Annotated in this window: 11 protein-coding genes; 5 read left to right on the top strand and 6 right to left on the bottom strand. The window is 75.2% G+C overall.

The genetic code is table 11. The features are described 5' to 3' along the window. The first annotated feature begins 378 nt into the window (after nucleotides 1-378). On the top strand, nucleotides 379-12,525 hold the full coding sequence (locus tag POL72_RS13235; RefSeq protein WP_272095544.1) for a tetratricopeptide repeat protein: 12,147 nt from the start codon (nucleotides 379-381) through the stop codon (nucleotides 12,523-12,525). Nucleotides 12,526-12,875: 350 nt separating this feature from the next. Then, entirely contained in the window at nucleotides 12,876-13,214 is a 339-nt protein-coding gene (locus POL72_RS13230; protein ID WP_012239209.1) for an HU family DNA-binding protein, read from the top strand. Nucleotides 13,215-13,416: 202 nt separating this feature from the next. Here the strand turns inward: POL72_RS13230 and POL72_RS13225 are convergent, their stop codons facing one another. Next, nucleotides 13,417-14,019: a hypothetical protein gene (locus POL72_RS13225; RefSeq protein WP_272095543.1), complete on the bottom strand. Its 603-nt coding sequence runs from the start codon at nucleotides 14,017-14,019 to the stop codon at nucleotides 13,417-13,419. A 221-nt stretch (nucleotides 14,020-14,240) separates the two neighbouring features. Next, nucleotides 14,241-14,522, bottom strand: a complete 282-nt coding sequence (locus POL72_RS13220) for a hypothetical protein (RefSeq protein WP_272095542.1) — start codon at nucleotides 14,520-14,522, stop codon at nucleotides 14,241-14,243. A gap of 272 nt (nucleotides 14,523-14,794) precedes the next feature. On the opposite strand from POL72_RS13220, the gene POL72_RS13215 reads away from it, so the two are divergent. Beyond that, nucleotides 14,795-15,586 carry a hypothetical protein gene (locus POL72_RS13215; RefSeq protein ID WP_272095541.1) on the top strand — a complete coding sequence of 264 codons (792 nt, stop codon included), beginning with the start codon at nucleotides 14,795-14,797 and terminating at the stop codon, nucleotides 15,584-15,586. A gap of 192 nt (nucleotides 15,587-15,778) precedes the next feature. On the opposite strand, the gene glyA is transcribed toward POL72_RS13215, so the two are convergent. Together glyA and POL72_RS13205 are read right to left on the bottom strand one after the other, a co-directional pair. Then, nucleotides 15,779-17,050: a serine hydroxymethyltransferase gene (gene glyA / locus POL72_RS13210; RefSeq protein WP_276596436.1), complete on the bottom strand. Its 1,272-nt coding sequence runs from the start codon at nucleotides 17,048-17,050 to the stop codon at nucleotides 15,779-15,781. Beyond that, complete coding sequence (locus tag POL72_RS13205; protein ID WP_272095540.1) at nucleotides 17,047-18,378, bottom strand: dihydrolipoamide acetyltransferase family protein; 1,332 nt, start codon at nucleotides 18,376-18,378, stop codon at nucleotides 17,047-17,049. Before POL72_RS13205 ends, glyA begins: the two co-directional genes overlap by 4 nt. 322 nt (nucleotides 18,379-18,700) lie before the next feature. Here POL72_RS13205 and POL72_RS13200 point away from each other — a divergent pair, with 322 nt between their 5' ends. After that, on the top strand, nucleotides 18,701-20,509 hold the full coding sequence (locus tag POL72_RS13200) for a glycosyltransferase family 39 protein (RefSeq protein ID WP_272095539.1): 1,809 nt from the start codon (nucleotides 18,701-18,703) through the stop codon (nucleotides 20,507-20,509). Between the two features lie 57 nt (nucleotides 20,510-20,566). Here POL72_RS13200 and POL72_RS13195 read toward each other — a convergent pair whose 3' ends face one another. After that, nucleotides 20,567-22,219 carry a lamin tail domain-containing protein gene (locus POL72_RS13195; protein WP_272095538.1) on the bottom strand — a complete coding sequence of 551 codons (1,653 nt, stop codon included), beginning with the start codon at nucleotides 22,217-22,219 and terminating at the stop codon, nucleotides 20,567-20,569. Nucleotides 22,220-22,606: 387 nt separating this feature from the next. Between POL72_RS13195 and POL72_RS13190 the strand changes: the two genes are divergently transcribed. Further along, on the top strand, nucleotides 22,607-23,653 hold the full coding sequence (locus tag POL72_RS13190) for a glycosyltransferase family 4 protein (protein WP_272095537.1): 1,047 nt from the start codon (nucleotides 22,607-22,609) through the stop codon (nucleotides 23,651-23,653). Between the two features lie 24 nt (nucleotides 23,654-23,677). Here POL72_RS13190 and POL72_RS13185 read toward each other — a convergent pair whose 3' ends face one another. After that, nucleotides 23,678-24,715, bottom strand: coding sequence for a hypothetical protein (locus POL72_RS13185; RefSeq protein ID WP_272095536.1), 1,038 nt, complete (start codon nucleotides 24,713-24,715; stop codon nucleotides 23,678-23,680). Nucleotides 24,716-25,021: the final 306 nt, after the last annotated feature.

Here is a 25,021-nt window from a genome sequence, read left to right as displayed (position 1 = left end):
GTACAGCCGACCCCAGCAGCTCCGTGAGCCCGTCCCTCCCGCATTCGGCGCCGCAGCCCGGCCGTGCAGCCCGCCGCGGGCGGCCACCAGGACGAACGCGCGTGCCACCGCTGTCGCATCTCCTCCTCTCTTCTGCTCCGCCAGTGCTCGACTCCACCCTCCCTCACGCTCCCGCGCCTCCCGCGCTGCGCAGGGCCGCCGCCCGCGACGATCGGGCCTCCCGCCCGAGCCAGGGCCCCGTCCCCGAGCCCATTTACCCATTTGGGAAACGCTCCTGTTACCTTGGGCAGCGCTCCGCAGCGCACTGCGGGCGCAGGTTCGACGGCAGCGCCGGCACGCCGGCCCCTTGCACCACCGCCAGCCGAGGTCCGGATCCACATGCAGCAGGACACGAAGAGCGCGCGCGTCTCGTTCCGTATCGACAACCTCGAAGCCGCGCTCGAGCAGGGGATCGACAACGAGGCGGCCGCGCTCGACGTGCTCGTGGCCGCGGCGGCCAAGGGGAGCCTGCACCCCGAGCTCTGGACGAAGCTCCACGAGGCCTCCGCCCGCCACGACCGGTTCTCCGAGCTCGCGTTCGCCTACGAGCGCCTCGTCGGCGAGCGGCGGTTCGGGATGCTCCCGCAGGCCGCCCAGGCCGAGGTCCTCGTGCGCGCGGCCGAGTTCCTCGCCGACTCCTTCGGCGACCCCGGCGGCGCTCGCCCCTACCTCGAGCGGGCGCTCTCCGTGCTGCCCTCGCACCAGGAGGCGTTCTTCCGGCTCGAGCGCATCCTCCAGGAGGCGAACGAGCCGCCGAAGCTCGCGGACCTCTACGCCCTCGCCGCGGGCCACCGCGCGGACCGCGCCGAGCAGCTGTCGCTGCTCCACCGCGCGTTCGACCTCATCGACGTCAGCGGAAACGGCGCGAGCGACGAGGAGCGCGCGATCAAGCTGCTCCAGCAGATCCTCAAGGTCGACCCGGGCGACTCCTCGGCGCGCTGGGAGCTCGAGGCGCGCTACGCGCGCGCCGGGCGGCACCAGGAGATCGCGAGGATGCTCGAGCAGGCGCTCACCGCGGAGGCGCCGCCGCCCGACGCGCTCGAGATACGCGCGCGGCTCATCGACCTCTACAGCGGCCCGCTCAAGGAGATCGAGCGGGCGCTGCCGCACGTCGAGGAGGTGCTCGCGCAGAACCCGGACCACGAGGCCGCCCTCCGCGCCGGTGAGGCCCTGCTCGCGCGCAAGACCGTCCTCGTGCGCGCGGCCGCGGCGCTCGAGGCGGCCCACGCGCGCCGCGGGGACGCCCAGGAGGCGGCGCGGATGATGGCCCTCCAGATCGAGAACCTGCGCGGGCCGCGCCGCGTCGAGGTGCAGAAGCGGCTCGTCGAGCTGCAGTTCCAGCGGCTCGGCGATCTCGCGTCGGCGTTCTCGCTGTCGGAGCAGATCCTCGCGGTCGACCCGTCCGACGAGGCGGTGCGCGAGCGCTTCGTGGCGCTCGCGTCGGCGCTCGACCGCCAGGCCGACGCGGCGCGCGTGCTCGTGCGCGCGTCGTCCGGCGCCAAGGAGAAGCCGCTCAAGGCGCGCATCGCCGCCGAGCTCGGCGAGCTGTACGAGGGCCTCGGGGACGGCAGGAAGGCGCGCGCGTCCTTCCAGCAGGCGCTCGACGGCGAGCCCGACGACGCGGCCGTGCGGCGCGCCGCGCGCGGGCTCGCGAAGCTCTGCGAGCGCGAGCGCGACGCGCGCGGGCTCGCGGGCGCGCTCGAGCGGCTCGCCGGGGCCGAGCCGGAGGCCGAGGCGCGCGAGGCCGCGGCGGAGCGGCTCGCGCGGCTCTACGAGGAGGAGCTCGGCGACGCCGCGGGCGCGATCGCGGCCTACCGCAGGCTCGCGGAGTCGGGCTCCTCGCGCGAGCCGGGCGCGCTCGCCGCGCTCGAGCGGCTGTACGAGGCCACCTCGGCGCACGAGGGCCTCGCGTGGGTGCTCGAGCGGCGCGCCGAGGCGGAGCCGGATCGCCGCGCGGCGCGGGAGCTCGCCTTCCGCGCGGCCGAGCTGCGCACCCGGCTCGCGGATCTGCCCGCCGCCGTCGCCGCCTGGCGCCGCTACCTCGCGGCGTTCGGGGCGTCGCGCGAGGCGCACGCGCGGCTCATCCCGCTGCTCGAGCAGGAGCGGCGCTGGGCCGAGCTCGAGGCGCTCCTCGAGGCCGAGGCCGAGCTCGCGGCGGGGCAGGAGCGCGCCTCGGTGCTCGCCCGGATCGGCGCGATCCGCATGGCGCGGCTCGACGATCCGGCCGGCGCGATCGCCGCGTACCGCCAGGCGCTCGCGCTCGATCCGGCCGACCGATCGAGCCGGCTCGCGGTCGAGAAGATGCTGGGCGCGCCCCCGGGCAACGGCGCCGCCGGCGCGGAGTCGTCGCGGCAGAGCTCCCACCTCCTGCTGACCGACGATCAGCGGCTCGCGGCCTGCGCGGTGCTGGAGCCGATCGCGCGCGCGGAGAAGGCGGCGCCGCTGCTCGTGCGCGTGCTCGAGACGAAGGCGGAGCTCGGGCCCGTCGCGTGGGCCCCGGGCGCGTCCGCGCCGACGCCGGCCGACGTGTCGGGCAGGCTCGCGGCGCTCGAGGAGGCGGCCGCCGTGGCCGAGCGCGAGCTCAGGGACCCGAAGAAGGCGCTCGATCTCTCGGCGCGCGGGCTCTCGCTCGCGACCGCATACGCGCCGGAGAGGCTCGCGCGGTGGGTCGCCGAGGTCGAGCGGCTGACGGAGCACGGCAGCGAGTCCGCGCGCCGCGCGCCGGCGCTCGCGGGGGCGCTCGGGGATCGCGCGGTGGACAGCCCGGCGCTGTCGCACCTCGCGCGGCGCGCGGGCGAGGCGCTGCTCGCGAGCGGCGACGTGACGCAGGCGCTCGCCCTCTACCGCCGCGCGCTCGCGTTCGAGCCCTCGTCGCTCGAGCTCATCGCGCGCGTCGACGCGCTCCTGCGCGAGCAGGGCAGCCCCGAGGAGCGGCTCGCGCTCTACCGCGAGGCGCTCGCGCAGCCGTGCGCGCCCGCGCGGCGGCGGGAGCTCTTGCACGCGATCGGCACCATCCAGCGCCGCGACGTCGGCGACCTCGCCGGGGCGGCCGCGACGTACCGCGCGGCCATCAAGGACGACCCGGGCGACGACGCGGCGTACGAGGCGCTGCTCGAGACGTACGCGGCGGGCGGCGCGTGGGGCGCGCTCTACGGCGCGCTGGCCGAGCGGCTCCCGGGCGTGGCGCCCGACGCGCGCGTCGCGCACGAGCTGCGCATGGCGGACGCTGCGGCGAGGGGCGGGGAGGTCCCGAGCGCTGTCGCGCACTACCGCGCGATCCTCGCGAGCGGCGCGGCGATCGAGGGCGCCGCGCTCTCCGCGATGGAGGCGCTCGCGCTGTCCGCCGGCGACGCGGCGCTGCTCCGCGAGGTGCTCGAGCGGCGCGTCGCCGCCGCGGGCGATCCGCAGGACGAGGCGCTCTGGCTGGAGCGCCTCGGCGAGCTCGCGGCGTTCGGCATCCGCGCGCCCGACGCGCCCGACGCGCCCGATACCCGGGCGGCGCAGGCCGCTCCGGGCGACCTCGACGCCTCGGTGACGGCCTGGCAGCGCGCCGCCGGGCTCGCGGAGGGGCCGCTCGCGGATCCGGAGCGGGCGCAGAAGCTCTACGAGCGCGTGCTCTCCGTCGCGCCGAAGCACCGCGACGCCGCCGCTCGCCTCGCGGCGCTCTACCGCGGTCAGGGAGCCTGGGCACGGCTCGCGGCCGTCTGCGAGGTCCTGATCGAGACGGCGGCGTCCGACGACGAGGCGCTCGCAGCGCTCGCCGCGCTCGAGGACGCGGCGATCCGGGCGCGCGCGACGTCGCGCTTCGTCGACGCCGCGCTCGATCTCCGTGATCGCATGAGGGCCGAGGGGGAGGGGAGCGCGCCCGCCGGCAAGGCGGCGGCGCGGGTCCGGGCGATCGAGGCGGCGCTCGCGCGCGTGCTCGCCGCCGATCCCGAGCGGCAGGACGACGCCGCGTCCGTCTACCGGCGCCTGCTCTCGCCGCAGGACGACGGCGACGCCGCGCCGGGCGCGCTCGACGCCGCCGCGCTCGAGGCGTTCCGCGCGTTCCTCGCGCAGAGCCCCGACACGCTCGCGCGCCGCGTGGACCGGCGCTGGCTCTTCACGCTCCTCGTGGAGCGCGGGCGCGAGGGCGAGCGCCCGCGGGCGCTCTCCGCGTGGGCCGCGTGGGAAGAGGAGATCGGCAACCGCGCGGCGGCCGCGGCGCTCTACGCCCGGCTGCTCGAGGCGGATCCCGAGAACGACGACGCGCTGGCGGCGCGGGGGCGCCTCCTCGCCGAGGTGGGCGATCACGAGGGCGCGGCGGAGGTGCTCGCGGTGCGCCGCGACCGGAGCCAGGGCGGCGCGCGGGTCGCGCTCGACGTCGAGCTCGCGACGCTCCTCTTCGATCGGCTGGATCGGCCGGCGGACGCGCTCGACGCGGTCGCGCCCGCGATCGAGGCCGGGACGATCGAGCCCGCGGTGCTCGAGATCGTGCAGCGCGCGCTCGGGCGCCCCGAGACGCAGGCGCGTGCGGCGCTCCTCCTCGAGCGCGCGTGCGACGCGGTCGACGACCCCGAGGCGCGCGTGGCGCTGCTGGAGGCGCTCCTCGCGAGCTCGCCGGCGGACGCCGCGCCGGGCGCCGCGCTCGACGCGGGCAGCCTCGCGGCCGCGCAGCGCGCCGCCGTCCGCCGCGGCTGGTTCGAGCGCCTGCTCGAGCACCACGACCACGACGCGCCGCGCGGCCTCGACGTCGCCCTGCGCGCGGTCTCCGAGCTGCCGGGCGAGCTCGACCTCTGGGATCGGCTCGAGGAGCTCGGCCGCAGGGCGAAGCAGCCCGAGCGCGTCGCGGCCGCGCACGCCGCGGCGCTCGACGCGGGCGCCGCGCTCCCGCCCGACATCGTCGAGGAGATCGGCCGGCGGGCCGTCGAGCACCACGAGGAGTGGTTCGACGCGCCGGAGGCCGCCCTCGCGCTGCTCCGCCGGCTCGTCGAGCTCGTGCCTGGCTCGCTCTGGGGCTTCGAGCGGCTGAAGCTCGCCTACAACGCGGCCGAGCGCTGGGAGGACCTGTTCGCGCTCTACGACGCGATGCTCGAGCGCACCTCGGCGGCCGACGAGCGCGTCTTCCTCCTGGAGGACGCCGCGGCCGTCGCGCGCGACCTCGCCGGCGACGGCGAGCGCACGATGCGCTACCTCGAGCAGCTCCTCCCGCTCCAGGACGACGCGCGCACCCGCGCCGCGCTCGAGCGGCTCTACGAGCGGCACGGCAGGCACCGCCCGCTCATCGATCTCCTGTCGGCCGAGCTGCCGAGGCTCTCCGGCGACGCCGCGGATCGGCTCCGCGAGCGCGTCGCGCTCCTCTGGATCGAGGGGGTCGGCGACGCCGCGTCGGCGCTCCCCGTGGTCGAGGAGCTCCTCGACGCGCCCCCGGAGCCGCGCGCCGTCCGCGCGGCGCCGCGCTCCGTCGGCGCCTTCGCGCTGCTCGAGCGGATCCTCGGGGCGCTGCCGCCTGAGCAGGCGCCCGCCGGCGAGGCCGGCGCGCTCGATACCCGCGCGGCGAGGCAGCGGTCGGCCGCGCTGCTCGCGAAGCACTACCGCGAGGAGAAGAGGCCAACGGACCTCGTGCGCGTGCTCGAGATCCAGCTCGAGGGCGCCGACGTCGGCGATCGCCCGGCGCTGCTGCGCGAGATCGTGCGGCTCCGCCGCGACGCCCTCGGCGACGAGCCGGGCGCGTTCGCGCGGCTCGCCGAGCTCGTCGAGCTCAGGCCGTCGGAGGCCGGCGATCGCGCGGAGCTCGCCGAGCTCGCCGAGCGCCTCGGCCGGCACGACCGCCTCGCCGAGGTCCTCGCCGCGGCCGAGCCGCGCGCCGGCGACGCGCGGCAGGCGCTCTCGCTCGTGCGCGACGCCGCGCTCCTGCGCCGCGACCGGCTCGGCGACGCCGACGGGGCGATCGCGCTCTTCCGCCGGCTCTTCTCGCTCGCCGAGGCGAGCGGCGACGCGGAGGCCGCGCGGGACGCCGCCCGCGCGCTCGATCGGCTCTTCGCGGAGGGCGACCGCGTCGCCGAGCGGTGCGACGTGCTCGACACGCTCGCCGCGATCGAGACGGACCCGGCGGCGCGGCGCGAGGCCCTCGGGGAGCTCGCGCGGCTCGCCTCCTCGCGGCTCGGCGACGAGGCGCGGGCGATCGCGGCGTACTCGGCGCGCCTCGTCGACGACCGCCAGGATCTCGCGGCGCTCGACGGCCTGGCGGCGCTCCTCGAGGAGGGCGGGAGGTACCGCGAGCTCGCGGCCGTGCTGGAGCGCCGCGCGGCCGTGCGCGGCGGCGCGGGCGGCCGGCGCGATCTCGGGCGCGTCGCGCGGCTCTTCGAGCGCGAGCTCGGCGACGCCGACGAGGCCATCGCCACCTGGCGCCGCATCCGCGAGGAGCTCGCGCCCGACCCGGAGAGCGGGGACGCGCTGGCCGCGCTCTACACGCGCGCGGAGCGCTGGGGCGACCTCGTCGCGCTGCTCGAGGTCGAGGCGTCCGCGGCCGGCGCGCTCCCCGGCGGGGCGGGCGCGGCGCGCAGCGTGGAGCTCTTCCAGCGCCTCGGCGACACGCACCGCGATCGCACGCTCGCGTGGGAGCTCGCGGTGAAGGGCTACCGCCGCGCGCACGAGGCCGAGCGGGACGCGCGCCGCGCGGGCGGCGAGGGCGGCGGCGGTGCGGCCGACGGCGTGGGCGAGCGCGCCGCGCGCCCGCCCGCGCCGCGCGCGGGGCTCGAGGAGCTGCTCCGCCGCATCGACCCGGCGTCGGCCGAGCACCGCGGCGCGCTGGTCGCCGCCGTCGGCGCGTTGCTCGAGATCTGCGCCGACGCGGACGACTGGCGCGGCCAGATCGCGCTGCTCGAACCGCGGCTCGCCGCGGCCGGGACGGACGCCGAGCGGGTCGCCATCCTGAAGGCCTCCGCGGCGCTCCTCGAGGAGCGAGGCGACGACCGGGAGGGCGCCTTCGATCTCGCCTTCCGCGCGTTCCTCCTGTCGCCCGGCGCCGAGCCGCCCGAGGGCCTCCTGCGGCTCACGGACCTCGCGGGCCGCTGGCACACGATCGCCGACGCGCTGCCCGAGCTCGAGCGCCGCGGCGACGTCCCTGCCGCCACGCTCCGCGACCTCACGGCCCGCGTGGGCCGCTGGCACCGCGACGCGCGCGCCGACGAGGACGCCGCCGAGCGCGCCTTCGAGCGCGCGCTCCTCCACGACCCGGCGAACCGCGCGATCCTGCTCGATCTCGCGGAGCTCCTGCGGCGGCGGCGCGGGCCATCGCTCGTCCCGACGCTGCTCCGGCTCGCCGCGGCGACCGGGCACGATCTCGCCCTCTACCGCGAGGCCGTGGAGGCGGCGCGCGACGCGGGCGACGCTGTGCGGGCCCGCGAGATCGCGGCGGAGCTCCTCGAGATCGCCGTGCAGCGCCTCGGCGACGAGGCGGGGCAGCCCCCTGGGCCCGGCGCGTGGCCGGCCTCGCGCGCCGCCCTCTGGGCGATCGACGCGCTCGTCGGCATGCTCGCGGGCGCGGGCGACGGGCCGCAGATCGTCGCGCTGTGCCGGCGCGGCGCCGCGCTCCCGTTCGCGCCGAGCGAGCGGCGCCGGCTGCTGCGCGTCGCGGCCGAGGCGGCGGAGCCCGGCGAGGCGATCGCCCTCTACGGCGGGCTGTTCGCGGACGATCCGACGGACGAGCCGATCGGCGAGAGCCTCGCCGCGCTGCTCCGTGCGGCCGGTCGTCGCGAGGAGCTCGTGCGCCTGCGCGAGTTGCAGATCGAGGTCTCTGGTGATCTCGAGCGCCGCGTCGCCCTCCGCTACGACGCCGCGGAGCTCCTCGCGGACGCCACGCGCGCGTCCGAGGCGATCGCGCTGCTCCGCCTGAACCTCGCCGAGAGCCCGGGGCACGGCCCGTCGGTCGACAGGCTCGCCTCGCTCCTCGAGGCGGGCGGGCTGCACCGCGAGCTCATGCTGCTCCGCGAGGAGCAGGCGGCCGCGCGCGGGTCGGCGGACGCCGGCGGGGCGGCCGCCGAGCTCTGGCTCCAGGCGGCGTCCCTCGCCGAGCACGAGCTCAACGAGCCCGAGCGCGCGATCGCGAGCTACCGCCGCGCCGCGGACATCGGGTCCGTCGAGGCGCTCGACGCGCTCGCCCGGCTGCTCGCGCGCCGCGGTGAGCACGCGGCCGCCGCCGAGGCGCTCGAGCGGCTCTGCGCCGGCGCAGGGCCCGAGGAGCTGCACCAGGCGGCGCTCCGCCTCGCGGACGCGTACCTCGCCGCCGGCGAGCCCGATCGCGCCCGCGCCGCCCTCGAGCGAGCGCTGCCCCGCGCCGCGCAGCCCGCGCCGCTGCGCGAGCGGCTCGCATACCTCTACCGCGCGTCGGGCGCGTGGAGCGCCCTGGCCGCGCTCATCGCGGGCGACGCCGCGCGCGCCGACGAGGCGCCGGCCCGGCTCTCGCTCCTCCGCGAGGCCGCGGACCTCTACCTCACGCGCGGCGGCTCGCCCGCCGCCGCGATCCCGCTGTTCGACGAGGCCATCGCGCTCGCGCCGGACGACCTCTCGCTGCGCCTCGCGCGGAGCCGCGCCCTCTCCGCCGCCGGCCGGACCGACGACGCGACCGCGGCCCTGCGCGGGATCATCGCCGACTTCGGCGCCCGCCGCCCCAAGGAGCGCGCGCTCGTCCACTACGAGCTCGCCCGGGTCGCGCTCGCCACGGGCGATCGCGCCCGCGCGATGGCGGAGTTCGACCTCGCGCTGCGCGTCGACCCCGCGCACCCCGACGCGCTCCACGGCCTCGCCGGCCTCGCCCTCGAGGACGGCCAGCTCGAGCGCGCGCACCGCGCCTACCGCGCGCTGCTGCTCGTCGCGCGCCGGCCCCGCGACGAGGGCGAGGGGCTCGTCGGCGCGCGGCGCAGCACGATGCCGCCGACGCGCTCCAGCGTGGGCCTCCCGTCGGCCACCTCGTTCAGCCGGGCCGAGGTCCTGCTCGCGCTCGGGGAGATCGCGCGCCGGCAGGGGGCGCCCGACCGCGAGGCGGAGTACGTCGAGTCCGCCTTCGAGGCGGCGCGCGAGAGCGACGCCGAGCACGAGAAGCTCCTCGCCGCGCTGCGCTCCCGCGGGCGCCACGACCTGCTCGCGCGCGCCCTCGAGGCGCGGCTCGCCGGCCCTGCGCTCGAGCCCACCGAGGACGCCGCCGCGGCGCTCGGCGAGCTCGCGTCGCTCTACGAAGGCCCGCTCGATCGCCCGGAGCTCGCGCTCTCGGCCCGCTTGCGCGTCCTCGATCTCACGCCGGGCGCGGGCGCCGCGCACGACGCCGCCCTCGATCTCGCGCGCCGCTCGGGCCAGGCGCAGCGGTACGTCGACGTCGTCGAGCGGCTCGTCGCCCGGGCGGCCTCCGAGCCGTACGAGGTCGCGCTCCTGCTCCGCTTCGGCCGCGCCCTCGAGCTCTCGCCGGCCGATCAGGAGCGCGCCGCGGCCGTCTACCGCCGCGCGGAGGCGAAGATCGCGGCCGGCGCGCCCTTCCACGACCGCGCGGGCCGCGACGCCGGCGCCGACATCGAGCAGCTGTGGCGCTCGCTGGAGGCCATCTACGAGCGCCTCGGCGACCGCGCCGCGCAGGCGGACGTCCTCCGCAAGCGCATCGGCCTCGCCGACGCGCCGGCCGCCCCCGCGGGCGGCGCGGATCGCGCCGGGCCGCGGTACCGCCTGGCCGCGCTGCTCGCGGCGGACGCGGCGGACGTCGATCAGGCGATCTCGCTCCTCGAAGAGGCGCTCGAGCTCCACGCCGATCCGGACCGGGCCGAGGCGATCCTGCGCGACGCGCTCCGCACCGATCCGAGGAACCCGCGGGCGATCCGCCTCTTCGAGCGCCTCGCCCGGCAGAGCGGGCGGCCGCGCGCACTCGTGGACGCGCTGCTGCTCCTCGCCGAGGTCGAGGGCCCCGGGGTCCTCGAGGAGGCCGTCCGCACCGCGCGCGCGCTCGGCGATCGCGAGCTGGCCGAGTCGATCCTGCAGCGCATCGTCGGCTCGGGCGCGCGGTCTTCGTCCGATTCGTCGGATCCGTCCGGCTCCGCGTGGGCGCTCGTCGCGCTGGCGGAGCTCCGCGAGGAGGCCGGCGATCTCGCGGCCGCCGCGTGGCTCTCCGAGCGCGCCGCGCGCGCCTCGGCGCCCGAGGAGGAGCGCGCGCTGCTCCTGCACGCCGCGGAGCTGGCCGCCGGCCCGCTCGCCGACCTCGTCCGCGCGGCGCGCCTCTACGAGGAGCTCCGCGCCCGCGAGCCCGCCGAGCGCGAGATCTGGACGCCCCTCGCCGGCGTGTACCGGCGGAGCGGCGACGCCGCGCGCCTCTCCGCGCTGCTCGAGGAGACGGCGCCCCTCGTCGACGATCTCTCCGAGCGCTGCGCGCTGCGCCTCGAGCGCGCGCGCCTCCTCGCGCAGGGGTCGCCGGAGAAGGCGGCGGCCCTGCTCCGCGACATCCTCGACGAGGATCCGACCCAGGTGGAGGCCGCCATCCTCCTCGCCACGATGCTCGAGGAGGCCGGCCGCACCGACGAGCTCGGCGAGCTCTTCGCGCTGCAGCTCGACGCCGCCAAGGATCGCGCGGACGTCGCCTCGATCGCGTCGCTCTCGATGCGCCTCGGCGCCCTCCTCGAGCAGCGCGGCGACGATCGCGGCGCGCGTGACGTCTACCTCGGGGCCGCGGACTGGGACGGCGCGAACCGCGACGTGCTCCGCGCGCTCGTGCGCCTCAGCCGGAAGCGCGACAACGCGGACGACCTCACCGACGCGCTCGAGAAGCTCCTGCGCACCGAGCAGGGCGGCGAGGCGGCCCAGCTCGCCCTGGAGCTCTCCGAGCTGCACGGCGCGCGCGGCGACGACGCCGCGGCGGAGGCCGCCCTCAAGGCCGGGTACGCCGTCTGCCCCACGAACGACCGGCTCCGCGAGGAGCTCGCGTCGCGCTACGCGGCCCGCGAGGCCTGGCACGCCCTCGCCGAGCTCCACGTGCTCACGGCGCACGTCGCCGACGCCGACGAGGCGCGCGTCGAGTCGCTCTGCCGCGCCGCCGAGATCCTCCGCGATCGCGCGGGCGACGCCGCGGCGGCGGCCGAGCTCCTCGAGCGCGCCCTCCGCGTCGCGCCCGGGGATCGCGACGTCTTGATCGCGCTCATCGACGCGTGCGGCGCGGTCTCCGACCACGCCCGCGCGGCCCGCGCGCTCACGGCGACGCTCGAGGCGAGCCCGGACGACCCGTGGCTCCACCGCGCGCGGGCCGAGGTCCACGGCGCGCTCGGCCAGGGCGATCGCGCCCTCGCCGATCTCGAGCGCGCCTACGCGCTCGGCGGCGCCGAGTACGCCGCCGAGCTCGTCGCCGAGCTCGAGCGGGCGCTCGCGCGCGCGGCGGCGCGGTCCGCCGAGGCCGAGGCCGCGGGCGCGCCCAGCGAGGCCGCGGCGGAGGGGGCGGGCGCCGCCTCGCCGCGCGCGCTCCGGCTGCGCCTCGCCGAGATCCTCGCGCGCTCGGGCGACGTCGAGCGCGCGCGCGCCCACCTCGGCGATCTGCTCCACGCCGACTCCAAGGACCGCGCTGCGCTCAAGGCGCTCGCCGGCCTCGAGGAGTCCGCCGCGCGGTGGGACGCCGCGAGCGCCGTCTACCGCAGGCTCATCGCGCTCGAGGAGGGCGACGCCCTCGTCGCGACGGCGCTCCTCCTGGCCGGCGCGTGCGCGCGCGCGGGCCACCTGGGCGACGCCCGCGGCGGGCTCGAGCGCGCGCTCCGCGCCGCGCCGGGCAACGCCGAGATCCGCGACCGCCTGCGCGCGCTCTACGCCGAGATCGGCGCGAACCGCGAGCTCGCCGCCATCACGCTCGAGGACGCCGCCGCGGCCTCCGACGTGGCCGGCCGCTTCACGCTCCTCGTCGCCTCCGGCCGCCTGCTGCTCGACGTCGGCGACGCCGCGCAGGCGGCCGCGGCGCTCCGGGAGGCGCGCTCCCTGCGCCCGGAAGATAACGAGGTCGCCCTGCTGCTCGTCGACGCGCTGATCGCCGCGGGCGACTCGAGGGAGGCGCGCGCGGTCACCGCCGAGCTCATCGTGGCTGCCAAGGGGCGCCGCTCGCGGCACCTCGGCGCCGTCTACCACCGCGTCGCGCGCATCGAGGACGCCGAGGGGAATCTGCACGAGTCGCTCACGGCGCTCACGAGGGCGCTCGAAAACGATCCTCAGAACGGCGAGCTCGCCATGGAGCTCGGCGAGAGCGCGCTCGGGCTGGGGGAAGAGGACATCGCCGCGCGCGCTTACCGCGCGGTCACCCTGATGAAGATTTCCCCCGAGCCCGGCGAGGGAGGCACGACGCCCGCCGCGCGGGCGCTCGCCTATTACCACCTCGGGGCGATGGCGCTCGCGGCCGGTGACCGCCGGAAAGCGCGCTTGATGCTCGACAAGTCCGTCTCGGAGGACGGCTCGCTCGAGGCAGCCCGGGCGCTCCTCGACGAGCTGCGCGCCGGCTGAGGGCTTGTCCCGCGCGTCTCCGCGGGTATGCCCAGGTCGCGGCGGCCGCCTGCGCGGCCGCCCCAGGCGGCGCGCGCATGACGTGGAGCGTGCAAAACCGCGCCACTCCAGGCGTTTTTTGACGCTCTCCGGCCCGCGATGGCGCCGCGCCGCCGCCCTTCCCGGCGGCTGGTTCCCCCTCTGGCGCACCGCTCCGGCGCGGTCTTTCAGGGGTCCGCGCGATGCCCCGTCTCAGAAATCGCTATTTCTCCCCGCATTTTTGTCTTTTTTTGTCCTGTGTCGTGTGTAAGGTTCACTGAGGCTGTGCGCGGCGAGGTGTCGCGCGCGAGCTCATGTCCGAGGAGAGTGCCATGGCAAGTAAGAAGACGGCCGGGGGCGGCGCGAAGAAGACGTTGAGCAAGAGCGGCCTGATCCAGGCCATCACCGAAGCTGCCGGTGATGAGCTGAGCCGCAAGCAGGTGAAGAACGTTCTCGAGTCCCTCATCACGATCGGTCATCGCGAGCTCAAGAAGTCGGGCGTGTTCACGCTGCCCGGCTTCGCGAAGTTCCGGGTGGTCAAGCGCCCTGCGACGAAGGCGCGCCAGGGGATCAACCCGTTTACCAAGCAGCCGATGACCTTTGCCGCGAAGCCGGCGAGCAAGTCGGTCCGCGCTCGGCCGATCAAGGCCATCAAGGACGCGCTCCTGTAGTCTTACGGGATCTCCCAGCGGAGCGCAGGGCGGCCACGGCGACGTGGCCGTTCTTGCTCCATGGCCTCGGCGCACCATCGCCGGGGCGGCGGAAGGGCGTCCAGCGCGCAGCGGGGCGGCCCGCGTCGCGTGCCGGCAACGCGCGCCGCCGCCGGGGGGCCGGGCGGATTGATGCCGCCGCCGCCCCCGCGGCGAGGTCAGCTCACTTCTTGCGGCTGTAGGCCTGCGCCGCCACCGGTCCCGAGCCGGTGCGCGCCTTGACAACCAGCTTGGCCGTCGCCGCGATGGGGAACGGCCATTGGTAGCAGCTCTGCTTGGCTCCGATGGCGGCTGTCGGGCCGGTGTCCGAGTCGACGGCGAGCACCGGTTTCAGGTTGAACGCAGCGAGCCCTGGCTGCCCTCCGGCGTTCAGATCGAGCTCCAGCTGGATGTCCACCTCGGTGACGGTGGGGAGCGCCTGCGCCAGGAACGTATAGCAATAGCCGGGCTGGAGCATGAAGGTCTGCCCCGAGGCCGTCTGTCCCTCGGGCACCACGCTGCAGACGGGCGCCCCTTCCGGCTGCATCTTCGGCGCCTCGCCGGCGGCGCGGCCCTGGAACATGGTGGTCATCGCGAGCGACTGGACTCCATCGCAGGGTGCCACCGTGGGCGCCGCGACCGGGGGCAGGCCGGCGTCCGGGGGCGGCACGGACGCTGTCGGCTGCGGGGGCGGCGGCGTCCCCGCGTCCGGGGCGTCGTCCGCGAACTCCGACTCCTTGCTGCTGCCGCCGCAGCCCAGCGCTGCCGCCCAGAGAGCCAGGAGCACTGCTGAACCCAACGACCTACCCGTCACCGTCATCTGCGGCCTCCTCGCGCACAGCCCTGCCGCACGCCGCGGACCCCTCGTTGGGACAGCTGTGCTCGCGGCGCTCATACACCCGCCAGAGGGCGGGGGCTATGTGCGAGGCGTCTTGCGCGGCTGCGCCGGCGGCGCAAGCCCGCAGGCAAGCCGGCGCGGGCGTTCGCCCCCTCGCGCCGCCGCGCCGCTCAGCCGCCGGGCTCGCCCACGAACTCCCGCAGGATGCACATGCGCGCAATGAGCAGCGCCTCGGGTCGGATCGCCTGATCGAGGTACGCGGCCGAGTTCGCCTCCACCAGCGACTCGCGCAGCATCCCCTGCTCCAGGAACGTGACCGCGCGTCCGAGGTGCAGCCGCGCCCTGTCGGCCGCGATCCCCATGCCGGCGCTCGCCAGCATCTCTCGTTCCAGGAACCACTGAGCAAACTCTCCGGGACGATCGAGCTTCGCTCGGGAGCCGTGGTCGGTCATGCCGTAGGCTACCTCACTTTTTGGCCCCGGCCAGCCGCGCCTGGCCGCAATAACCCGGGAAATCATGGCAGAAACAGCATCAATCCGTCGGATGGGCGCGATGAAAGCGAGGGCGTGCCACGTCCAAAGCGACATCCGGCGGACGGACCTGGAGCTCGGTTGAGCGGGCTTCGGGGGGCGCGCCGGGGAGCTCCCCGCGAGCCACCCGTTGCGTCGCGAGCCCGTCAGTGAGATTGAACGCGGCGTTCTGCCGGAAATTCGAGGAGGTTCTTTTGCTCCGTACGATTGGCGTCCTGCCCGCCCTGGTCCTCACCGTCGCCCTCGCTGCTGGTTGTCAACAGCGGGAGGCGTCCACGCCGCCGAGCTACGCGAACCAGCCCCCGCCCGGCTACTACCAGCAGCCCGGGTATCAGCAGCCCGGGTATCAGCAGCCCGGGTACCAGCAGCCTGGATATCAGCAGCCCGGGTACCAGCAGCCGGGGTATCAGCAGCCCGGGTACCAGCAGCCGGGGTATCAGCAGCCCGGGTACCAGCAGCCCGCCCCGACGCAGCCTGCCCCCACGCAGCCCGCCCCGACGCAGCCTGCCCCGACGACGACGCAGCCCGCTCCGACGGCGCAGCCTGGCGGCTTTCCCTGGCCGTTCCCGATCCCTGGCCAGCAGACCGGCGGGCAGCAGCCGGCCCCGAGCGGCGGGAGCAGCTCCGGCAGCGCGTCGGCGATCGATCCCAACCTCGCCTCCGCCGCGACGATCCCGCTGAACAACCTCGCTGCGACCGAGGCGCCCGGCATGACGAAGGAGGGAGGGCCGATCGCGGGGCAGTTCAGCGCCGGACAGACCCTCGAGCAGCAGATCCAGCTGATGCCCGGCAAGTGCTACACGATCGTCGGCGTCGGCGCGGGGATCACCGAGCTCGACATCAGCCTCGTCGCGCTGACCCCGATCCCGATGGGCTCCTCGGTGCTGGCGCAGGACAACTCGAGCGGCTCGAACGCCGTGCTCGGCGGTCGAGGCAACTGCTACCGCTGGTCGCTCCCCGTCGGCATAACGCCAAGTACATCGTGAAGGCCACCGCCGGTTCGGGCGTCGCCGCCGCGCAGCTCTACGTGAAGTGACGCTGGCAGGGCGCCGAGGACGCCGGGAGATCGCTCTCCGTGGCGTCCTCGGGATCGGCCACAAAAACGCCGAGGACGCCAGGAGATCGCTCTCCATGGCGTCCTCGGTGGCGGCGCCGTGGCTCGCCGCAGCGCCGGCCAGCTAAAGCCGGATGCCGGGCGCCGGGAAGCCGCGGCAGAGCTCCGCGACCTCGGCGGCGATGCGCGCGATGCGCGCCTCGTCGTTCACGTTCTGCGCCACCTCATCCATCCATGCCGCGAGGCGCTCCATCTCGGCGACGCCCATCCCGCGCGACGTCACCGCCGGCGTGCCGATGCGGAGCCCCGACGGGTCGAACGGCTTGCGCGGATCGAACGGGATCGAGTTGTAGTTCGCCACGATGCCCGCGCGATCGAGCGCCTGCGCGTACGGCTTGCCCGCGATCCCCTTCGGCGTCATGTCGATGAGGAGCAGGTGGTTGTCGGTCCCGCCGGTGATGAGCCGGAAGCCCCGCGACTCCAGCGCGCGCCCGAGCGCCTGCGCGTTCGCCACGATCTGCTTCGCGTAGGCCCGGAAACCTTCCTCCGAGGCCTCCTTCGCCGCGACCGCGATGGCCGCGGTCGTGTGGTTGTGCGGACCGCCCTGGAGGCCGGGGAACACCGCCTTGTCGATCGCGCTCGCGTGCTCCTTCTTGCAGAGGATCATCGCGCCGCGCGGGCCCCGGAAGGTCTTGTGCGTCGTCGACGTCACCACGTCGGCGATGCCCACCGGCGACGGGTGCACCCCCGCGGCCACGAGCCCCGCGATGTGCGCGATGTCCGCCGCCAGGATCGCCCCCACCTCGTCGGCGATCGACCGGAACGCGGCGAAGTCGAGCGTGCGCGGGTACGCCGTCGTCCCGCACCAGATGAGCTTCGGCCGGTTGGCGCGCGCCAGGTCGCGGACCTGATCCAGGTCGATGCGGTGATCGCTCTCGCGAACGCCGTACGGGACGCTCTTGAAGTACTTCCCGGTGATGCTCACCGACCAGCCGTGGGTCAGGTGCCCGCCCGCGGGCAGGCCGAGGCCCATGATCGTGTCGTTCGCCTGGGCGAACGCGAGGTAGACGGCCAGGTTGGCCGGGCTGCCGGAGTAGGGCTGCACGTTCACGTGGTCGGCCCCGAACAGCTTGGCCACCCGCGTCCGCGCGAGCTCCTCGACCACGTCGACCTGCTGCTGACCCTCGTAATACCGCTTCTGCGGGTACCCCTCGGAGTACTTGTTCGTCAGCACCGAGCCCGTCGCCTCGAGCACCGCCCGAGACACGTAGTTCTCGCTCGCGATGAGCCGGAGCGTGTCCGCCTCCCGCCGCTCTTCCAGGCGGATCAGCTCGGCGATCTCCGGATCGACCTCGCCGAGCGGCCGCAGGCCCTGAATTTCGCTTGTCGCGCTCATACCTCGAACTCCCCGCGTGTGAGGATGTCGGTGACGCGCCAGAGGAACGAGTTCGCCAGCACGCCGTCGATGATGCGGTGGTCGTACGAGAGCGCGAGGAACATGACCGGATGGATCGCGATCGAGTCCTCCTTGTCCTTCGTGACCACCACGACGCGCTTCTTGATCTCCCCCATCCGGAGGATGCCCACGTTCGGCTGCGAGATGATCGCGCCGCCGAAGAGGTTCCCCTTGAGGCCGGGGTTCGAGACCGTGAAGGTCGTGTTCGCGAGGTCGTCGGCCGTGATCTTGCCGGACTTCGCGCGCCCGGCCAGCTCGTCGATGCTCCTCGCGATGCCGCGCAGCGACAGCTCGTCCGCGTGCTTGATGCTCGGGACGATGAGGCCGCCGGGCGTGTCCACCGCCACGCCGAGGTTGACGTCGCGCAGCACCACGTACGAGTTCTCGAGCACTCGAGCGTTGAACTCCGGGTGCTCGCGCAGCGCGCGGACGGCCGCGGCGCAGATGAAGGACAGGAACGTGAGCGACACGCCCGCCTTCTTGAACTCGTCCTTGTGGAGGTCGCGCAGCTTCGACGTCTCGTGCAGGTCGACCTCGGCGACCGTCACCACGTGCGGCGACGTCACCTTGGAATAGACCATGTGGTCGGCGGTGATGCGGCGGCGCCGGCTGAAGGGCACCACCTTGTCGCCGGGCTTCGGGGAGTAGGGCGGCACCTTGTACGCGCCGTACCCGACGCCGGGCACCGGCGGCACGAACCCGCCGCTCGCCTGGATGAGCTGCGACAGCTCCGCGGCCGCGCTCGCCGGCTGGGCCGCCGCGCTCGGCTGAGGCGCCGGCTCGGCCGACGCGCCGTGCGCCGCGCGCATCACGTCGTCGCGCGTGATCCGGCCGTGATCGCCCGTCCCGTGCACGTCGCGCAGATCGACGCCCGACTCGCGCGCGAGCTTCTTCGTCGACGGGCTCGTCAGGGGGCGGGCGCTCTCGTCGTGCCCGTTGCTGCCGGGCGCCGGCGCGGCGGCCCGCGCTTCGGACGGCGCCGGCGCCGGCGGCGCGCTCGCGCGCTGGGCCGTCGCCTGGGCCTCGCCCTGCGCCGTCTCGTCGATCCGACAGAGCAGACCTTCCTTGGCGACGACGGTCCCCTCGGCCACCGCGATCTGCGAGACACGACCCGCGATAGGCGCCGGGATCTCCGTGTCTGCCTTGTCGGTCGCAACCTCGAGCAGCGGCTGCTCGCGCTTGACGAAATCGCCCTCGCGCACGAGCCACCGCGAGACGGTTCCTTCGACCACGCTCTCGCCGAGCTGTGGCATGCGAACTTCGACCATCGCTTCCCGCGCCTCCAACGCGCGCCGCCGTGAGCGCCCGTTTTCTCCTCTCCGGGCAAGGCGGCAGGGTCGTATACGCCGCCCGCCCTTCGAGAGCAACGACACAGTGTTCGTCCGGTGTGTATCCTTTGTGAAGGTCGCGTGCGCGTGGGCCATGGGGGGGGCGCGCCGGTCGCGCCGGTTGCGCCGGTTGCGTCGGTCTCGCCCACGGCGAGCCGCCTCCACCGAGGCGCGCCTCCACCCAGGCGCCCGGCGCAGGGCGGCTGGAATCGGATGTCGACGCACGTAGACGCTGGCGGGCCCCAGCCGGTACAAGGGCCCCGTGCGTGACGCCGCGCCGGATGCGACCGCAGCCCCCGTCCCCCTGGCCCCCTCGAGCGAGAGCGCGCGCGAGCGCCTCGCCGCCGGGCCGCCGCGCGTCGCGGGGGCGCGGGCGATCCGGGCGGCGTCGCTCGGCGTCATCGCGTTCCTGCTGCTGCAGGTGCTGACCTACGGCTACGGCCGCGATCAGGGCATCTACGCCATGGTCGCGCGCGCGGTGCTCGACGGCGGCATGCCTTACCGGGACGCGTTCGACTTCAAGCCGCCCGGCATCTTCCTCATCTACGCGCTCGCCCGCGCCCTCTTCGGGCCCGCGCAGTGGGGCATCCGCGTCCTCGAGGTCCTCGGCCTCGCCGGCATGTGCCTCGCGATGGCGTCGCTCGCCGCTCGCCTCTTCGGCGACCGGAGGATCGGGGTCGTCGCCGCCGCGCTCGCCGTGCTGGTGCACGCCCAGCTCGATTTCTGGCACACGGCGCAGCCCGAGTCGTTCGGGGGCATGCTCACCATCGCCGCGCTGCTCGTCGCCACGCCGCGCGGCCGCGACGGCGCGTCACGAGCCGCGCCGCGCGGCGCCGCGCTGGTCGTGTCGGGCGCGCTCTTCGGCGCCGCCGGCCTCCTCAAGCCGCCCCTCGCCGGGGGCGGCGTCGTGCTCGCCGTCGCGCTGGCCGCGCCCGCCCTCGCCGAGCTCGCGCGGCGCGGCTCGGAGCGGGCCGCCGTCCAGCGCCGGAGCGACGCGGGTCCGACCGCGATCCAGGGCGAGCCGGCGCGCTCTGCGACGCCTGCGTCCGGGCCGGTCCGATCGACGGCGGCCGCGCTCCTCTGGGCGGCGCTCCGGCCCGCCTTGCTCATCGCGCTGGGCGGCGTGCTCCCGGTGCTCGCCTGCGCCGCCTGGTTCGCCCTGAGGGGCGCGCTCGGCGATCTGCGGGAGGTCCTCTTCGTCTTCACGCCGCACTACACCGCGCTCGGGTGGCGCGGAGCGAGCGTGCTCGGCATGGCGTGGTACGGCGTCTGCGAGTGGCTCGTCCACTACTCCGGCCCGCTCGCGTTCGGCCTCGCCTGCCTGGTCGCGCTGCACCCCGAACGCCACGAGCGGGCGGGCGTGGCGCTGCTCGCGGGCGTGATCGCCATGCACCTCGTCGGCGTCGTGATGCAGGCGAAGTTCTTCCCCTACCATTACGGCGCGACGTGGCCGCTCACCGCGATGCTCGCCGCGCTCGGCCTCTGGAAGGCGTGGCAGCGGTGCACGCGGTCCGGCGTGAAGGTGGCCGCGGCGGCGCTCCTCGCGGCGCTCGTCGCGACCGCCTTCGCTCGCTCCGCGACCAAGGACGTCGCCGACGACTACATCGAGCGCTGCGCCAAGCGGCTCGCGGTGCTCGCCACGGGCGCGAGGGACCAGGCGCGCCTCGACCGCCTCGCGTCGGTCGCCGACGTCAACGCCGCGGCGAACCGGGAGGTCGCCGCGTGGCTGCGCGAGCGCGTCGCGCCGGGGCGCCCCGTGTTCGTGTGGGGCTTCGAGCCGGTGATCTACGATCTCGCCGATCGCCCGCCGGCGACGCGCTACCTCTACAACGTCCCGCAGCGCGCGGCGTGGGCCCGGCAGGAGGCGCGCGACGCGCTGATGCGCGACCTCGCCGCGAGCCCGCCGGCCGCGATCGTGGTCGAGCGCCACGACGTCTTCCCCTCGGTGACCGGCGACGCGATCGACTCGCGCGACACGCTGAACGGGTTCCCCGAGCTCGCGGGGCTCATCGAGGAGCGCTACGAGCTCGCCGTGAGCATCGAGGATTTCGACGTCCACCTCGAGCGCTGAGCTCCGGAGCCAGCGCCGGGCGGCGGCGCGGCGCGGCACGCCGGTGGCGCCGCGCCTTCAGGGGCAGGGGAGGGTGTTGGGCCTGCGAGGGGTCGGCGCCGCCGCCCCGAAGCGGCGGCCGTCGCGGAGGCCGTCGGCGCAGCGCTGGATCGACTGCGTCTGCGACAGCGCGGAGGTCGCGCCCTCGCTGACCTGAACGCGCCCCGGAGCGCTGGAGATCAGCGCGTTCAAGAGCTGCGTGTCCTCCTCGGCCGCCGGTCCGTAGACCACCGCGTCGATGAGGCGCGCCGCCGTGGCCGGCGTGGACGTGGGGAACTCCGCGGGCAGCGCCTGGTACAAGGCGACCGCGTCCGGGCCGTTCTGCAGGGTGTTGGTCGGGAAGACGAGGGCGGGCGCCGGTACGACGCCGCTGTTGCCGACGAGCAGGAGGCCGCCCACGTCCGTCGTCGCGTTGAGCTCGATCGCGCGGTAGGAGCCGTCCGTGGCCCCGTTGTAGAGCACGAGCGTGTAGCCGGCGAGGTTCACGTACCGCCAGCCCGCGCTGATCTCGATGAACTCGAGCACGTCGCTGCTGTCCGCCGTGTCGGCGTCGATCTCGTTGATCTGGAGCTGGATCACCGTCACCGGGAACGACGTCCACCGCGCCCCCGGCCGGTTCACGACGATGTCCCCCGGGCCGATCGGCGTCTCGTTCGAGAGCGCGGGGATCGTGATCTGCGTGTCGGAGTCGACCGTGAAGGGCTGCGGCGTGAAGCCAACGGTCACCCCCGTCGCCCCGGTGAAGCCGGAGCCGGTGAGCACGAGCGCGCCGCCGACCGCGATGACCGGATAGTCGACGGACGTCACCCTGGCCGGCGCTCCGCACGGAGGGCAGGAGCTGCCGCCGCAGTCGATGCCGCCCTCGTCGCCGTTGCGCAGGCCATCCTCGCACGAGGCGACCTGGCAGACGTAGTTGATGCACACCTCGGTCGGGCAGTCCGTGTCGACGAGGCACTGCACGCAGACCCCGGCGGGGTTGCACAGCCCGCCGTCGGCCCGGGAGCACCAGGTGCCGGTCTCGACCGGGGCGTTGATCGGCGAGCCGCCGCGGCAGGAGTCCACCGTGCACTCGCTGTGGTCGTCGCGCACGTCGCCGTCGTCGTCGACCTCCGTGACCGCGCCGTCACCGTCGCAGACGCGTTCGCGGCAGTCGCCGGCCACCTGCACCTTCACGGACGTCCCCGAGGCCACGGGCTCGGTCGTGCATCCACCGCCGGCGCACCTCGCGATCGCGCACTCGCTGTCGGGCGCGGGGCAATCGGTGTCGCCGGTGCACGGGACGCCGCCCCCGCCGCTGCCGCCGGAGCCGTCGCTGCCGCCCGCTCCGCCGCCCCCGCCGGGTCCCTCGCTGCCGCCTGCTCCGCCGCCGCCGCCTGCTCCTGCGTCGCCGCCGTTGCCACCGTTGCCATCGACTCCGCCGGCGCCACCGTCGCTTCCGCCGTTGCCACCCCCGGAGCCACCATCGCCACCGCCGGAGCCACCGTCGCCACCGCCGGAGCCACCGCCGCCGTCGCTGCTCCCCCCGCCGTCATTGCCGCCGGAGCCACCGATGCCGCCCCCTCCGCCCGTGCCTCCCTGTCCGCCGCCCCCTCCCGTGTCCTCATTGATGAGGCCGCGATCGGGCATCGTCGCCATCTGGCAGCCCGCGGTGGCCACCAGCGAAATGCTCAACGCGAGCGCGGATCCGTAACGATTCGATCTCGAAGTCATTGACCACCTGTGTGCAGATTGGCTGGGGCGCTCGGGCTCTCGACGGTCCCCGCGCTGCCCCGCGCGCAGGAGCGAGCGGGAGGGCGCATCCTAGACGCACGGGACGCCTGAAGAAAGCGCCGCACCGCCGCTCGTTGGTTCGGATCGCGCTGGCCTGGCGGGCGCCGCGCCGCGCTGCGCTGCGTCTGCTGCGCAGCAGCTGTCCTCGCGCGCTCCCTCGGCCGGGCAGGTGGAGAGCAGCCCGCTGGCATGCTCGTTGATGGGTCCCGGTTGCGGGTATGCGCTCCGCTGCGAGCGGGGGCGAGCATGGCGCCCCGGTCGCGGCGCGGCGACCGAGGAGCAAAGAGCATGCGGATCGCGATCGTCTCCACCCCGTTCATCCGGGTGCCCCCCTCCGGGTACGGCGGGACCGAGCTGTTCTGTCACGAGCTGGCCGAGGGGCTGTCGGCGCATGGACACGAGGTCACGCTCTTCGCGACGGGAGATTCGGTGGTCACCTGCCGTCGCCGGTCCCTCTACGGGAGCCCGATCTGGCCCCCGATGCCGGAAGACGAGGTCAACCACGTCGCCTGGGCCTTCGTGGAGATCGCGCGCGAGGACGGGTTCGACGTGATCCACGTGAACAGCCCGATCGCCGTCCCGTTCACCCGCTTCGTCCGCGTCCCGGCGGTGCACACCCTGCACCACGCGCCCTGCGGCGAGAGCTCGCGCATCTACGCGCGCCACCCGGAGGTCGCGTACGTGGCGATCAGCGCGCGGCAGCGCGCCCTGGAGATCCCGCTGCCGCGCTCGTGCGTCATCCATCACGGCGTCACGCCGGCGCGTTATCCGCCGAGCCTGAGCGACGAGGGCTACCTCGCGCACCTGGGCCGTTACGCCGAGGAGAAGGGGACCCACCTGGCGCTCGACATCGCGAGGGCCGCGGGCCTGCCGATCAAGCTCGCGGGCCGCGCGCACCCCAAGGACCAGATCTATTATCTCCAGGAGGTCGTCCCGCGCCTCCGGGAGAGCGGGGTATCGGATCTCGGGGAGATGGGCCACGACCGCAAGGTCGCGCTCCTGCGCGGGGCCCGCGCCGTCCTCTGCCCGCTCCAGTGGGAGGAGCCGTTCGGGCTGATCGCCATCGAGGCCATGCTTTGCGGCACCCCGGTGCTCGGCTTTCGCCGCGGTTCCTTTCCCGAGATCGTCGACGAGGGCGTCACCGGCTACCTGGCGCCGCCGGGCGACCTGTCGCGCCTCGCCGCGCTCGCCGCGGGCCTGGCCCGCTTCGATCGCGCCGCCTGCGCGCGCCGCGCGCGCGAGCGCTTCAGCAGCGCCGTGATGGTGGGCAAATACGAAGAGCTCTACCGGACCGTGACCGGCCCGCGGCGCGCCGAGGGCTCCCGGGCCGCGTGATCGATGCCCGGGAGATCGAGGGGCTCAGTTGACCTGGGGTGGGATGGCCACCTGGCACTCGTTGGCCGGCGTCATCCATTTGATGGCGTTCAGCCAGAAGCGCTCGACCTGGTACTCGGGATGATCGACCCACTCGCTGTTGTAGGTGATCCACTCGTCGCCCCAGACCAGGACATGGCCATTGCCGATCTCCAGCGCCTTCAGCACGTCGTAGCCCTCGCCGGTCGCCAGCGTGGTGCCCTCGCCGACCACCGGGTAGCCGGTGTCCACGCCGACAGCCTCGATCCCGTCGAGCACCGGGTGCCCTCCGCTCCACTCCGTGATGGGGACGGTGGCGCCGCCTCGCCTCGGGAGGATCTGCTCTTCGTCGTAGCTGACGCCGAGCGGAGCGAGCAGCGTGTTGACGTTCGCGCGCTCCCTGGTCTGGCCGTACCCGATCAACGTCATGAGGCCGCCGCCCTTCGAGAGCCAGTCGCGGAGCGCCTCGACCTCGGCGTCCGAGTACGTGCGCCCGATGTCGCTCACGTCCTGGATGACGATGACCTGGTGCTTCGCGAGCTCCTCCGCGGTGAGCTCGGCGTCGTTCAGGCCGACGGCACCGTTGATGCTGCGCTCGTTCAGCCAGGACTCGAAGACGTCGCCGTCGCCCCACCGGCCCGGTTTGCCCAGCGTGGCGATGCGGAGGCAGTCGCAGACGCCGTCGCCGCCGACGTCGACGTCGTCGACGATGCCATTGCCGTCGTTGTCCAGGCCATCGCAGGTGTCCTCGGTGCTGGGCGTGCCGCTCCCCGAGCTGCTGTTGCCGCTGCCGGCGCCCGTGGTCAAGCCGCCGAAGTCGTCCCCGCCGGTGCCCGCGGCCGCGCCGCCGACGTCGTTTCCGCCGCTGCCCGCGCTGCCCACGCTCCCCGAGCTCCCTGTCGTGCCGCCGCTGTCCCCGGCGCTGCTGGGGCCATCGTCGCTGGAGCACGCGGCCGCTTGCAGCGCCGCGCCGATGCACGCGACGCGCAGCAGATGTCCGACCGGAACCCGACCGAAGGACGACAGGCGAGATCTCGATTTCATGGCTCTCTCCAAGAGGTCAAGCGTTGATGGCGGCGGACCCGGCGAGCCGCCGAAAGCACCAGAGCGAGGCTTCATAGTGTCTTCCCGGCGGGGCTTTGCGCAACGCGAAATAGCGGTTCTCATGACAGACACTTTGGTCGGCAGTGTGTGCCATGGCCTCTCGGTGTGACGTCGCACCGTGAAGCATTGTAAATTTCAACCCCGACGCGGCCTTCGACAGAGCTCGCGCCCAGGACCTCGTCGTCCAAGTCCATCCATGGTCGCGCGCCTCCGGCAGGCCCCCTCCCAGGGGGCCGGGCAGTTCAG

Origin of the sequence: Sorangium aterium (assembly GCF_028368935.1) — a bacterium.
GTDB classification, from domain to species: Bacteria; Myxococcota_A; Polyangia; order Polyangiales; family Polyangiaceae; genus Sorangium; species Sorangium atrum.
Note: the sequence above shows the minus strand (reverse complement) of the source record. Positions and strands in the feature narration are given on the sequence as shown.

Excerpts from the sequence above, each read along its gene's own strand:
- POL72_RS13235 (WP_272095544.1), top strand. The coding sequence starts at position 379 with ATGCAGCAGGACACGAAGAGCGCGCGCGTCTCGTTCCGTATCGACAAC.
- POL72_RS13230 (WP_012239209.1), top strand. The coding sequence starts at position 12,876 with ATGGCAAGTAAGAAGACGGCCGGGGGCGGCGCGAAGAAGACGTTGAGC.
- POL72_RS13220 (WP_272095542.1), bottom strand. The coding sequence starts at position 14,522 with ATGACCGACCACGGCTCCCGAGCGAAGCTCGATCGTCCCGGAGAGTTT.
- glyA (WP_276596436.1), bottom strand. The coding sequence starts at position 17,050 with ATGAGCGCGACAAGCGAAATTCAGGGCCTGCGGCCGCTCGGCGAGGTC.
- POL72_RS13205 (WP_272095540.1), bottom strand. The coding sequence starts at position 18,378 with ATGGTCGAAGTTCGCATGCCACAGCTCGGCGAGAGCGTGGTCGAAGGA.
- POL72_RS13190 (WP_272095537.1), top strand. The coding sequence starts at position 22,607 with ATGCGGATCGCGATCGTCTCCACCCCGTTCATCCGGGTGCCCCCCTCC.
- POL72_RS13185 (WP_272095536.1), bottom strand. The coding sequence starts at position 24,715 with ATGAAATCGAGATCTCGCCTGTCGTCCTTCGGTCGGGTTCCGGTCGGA.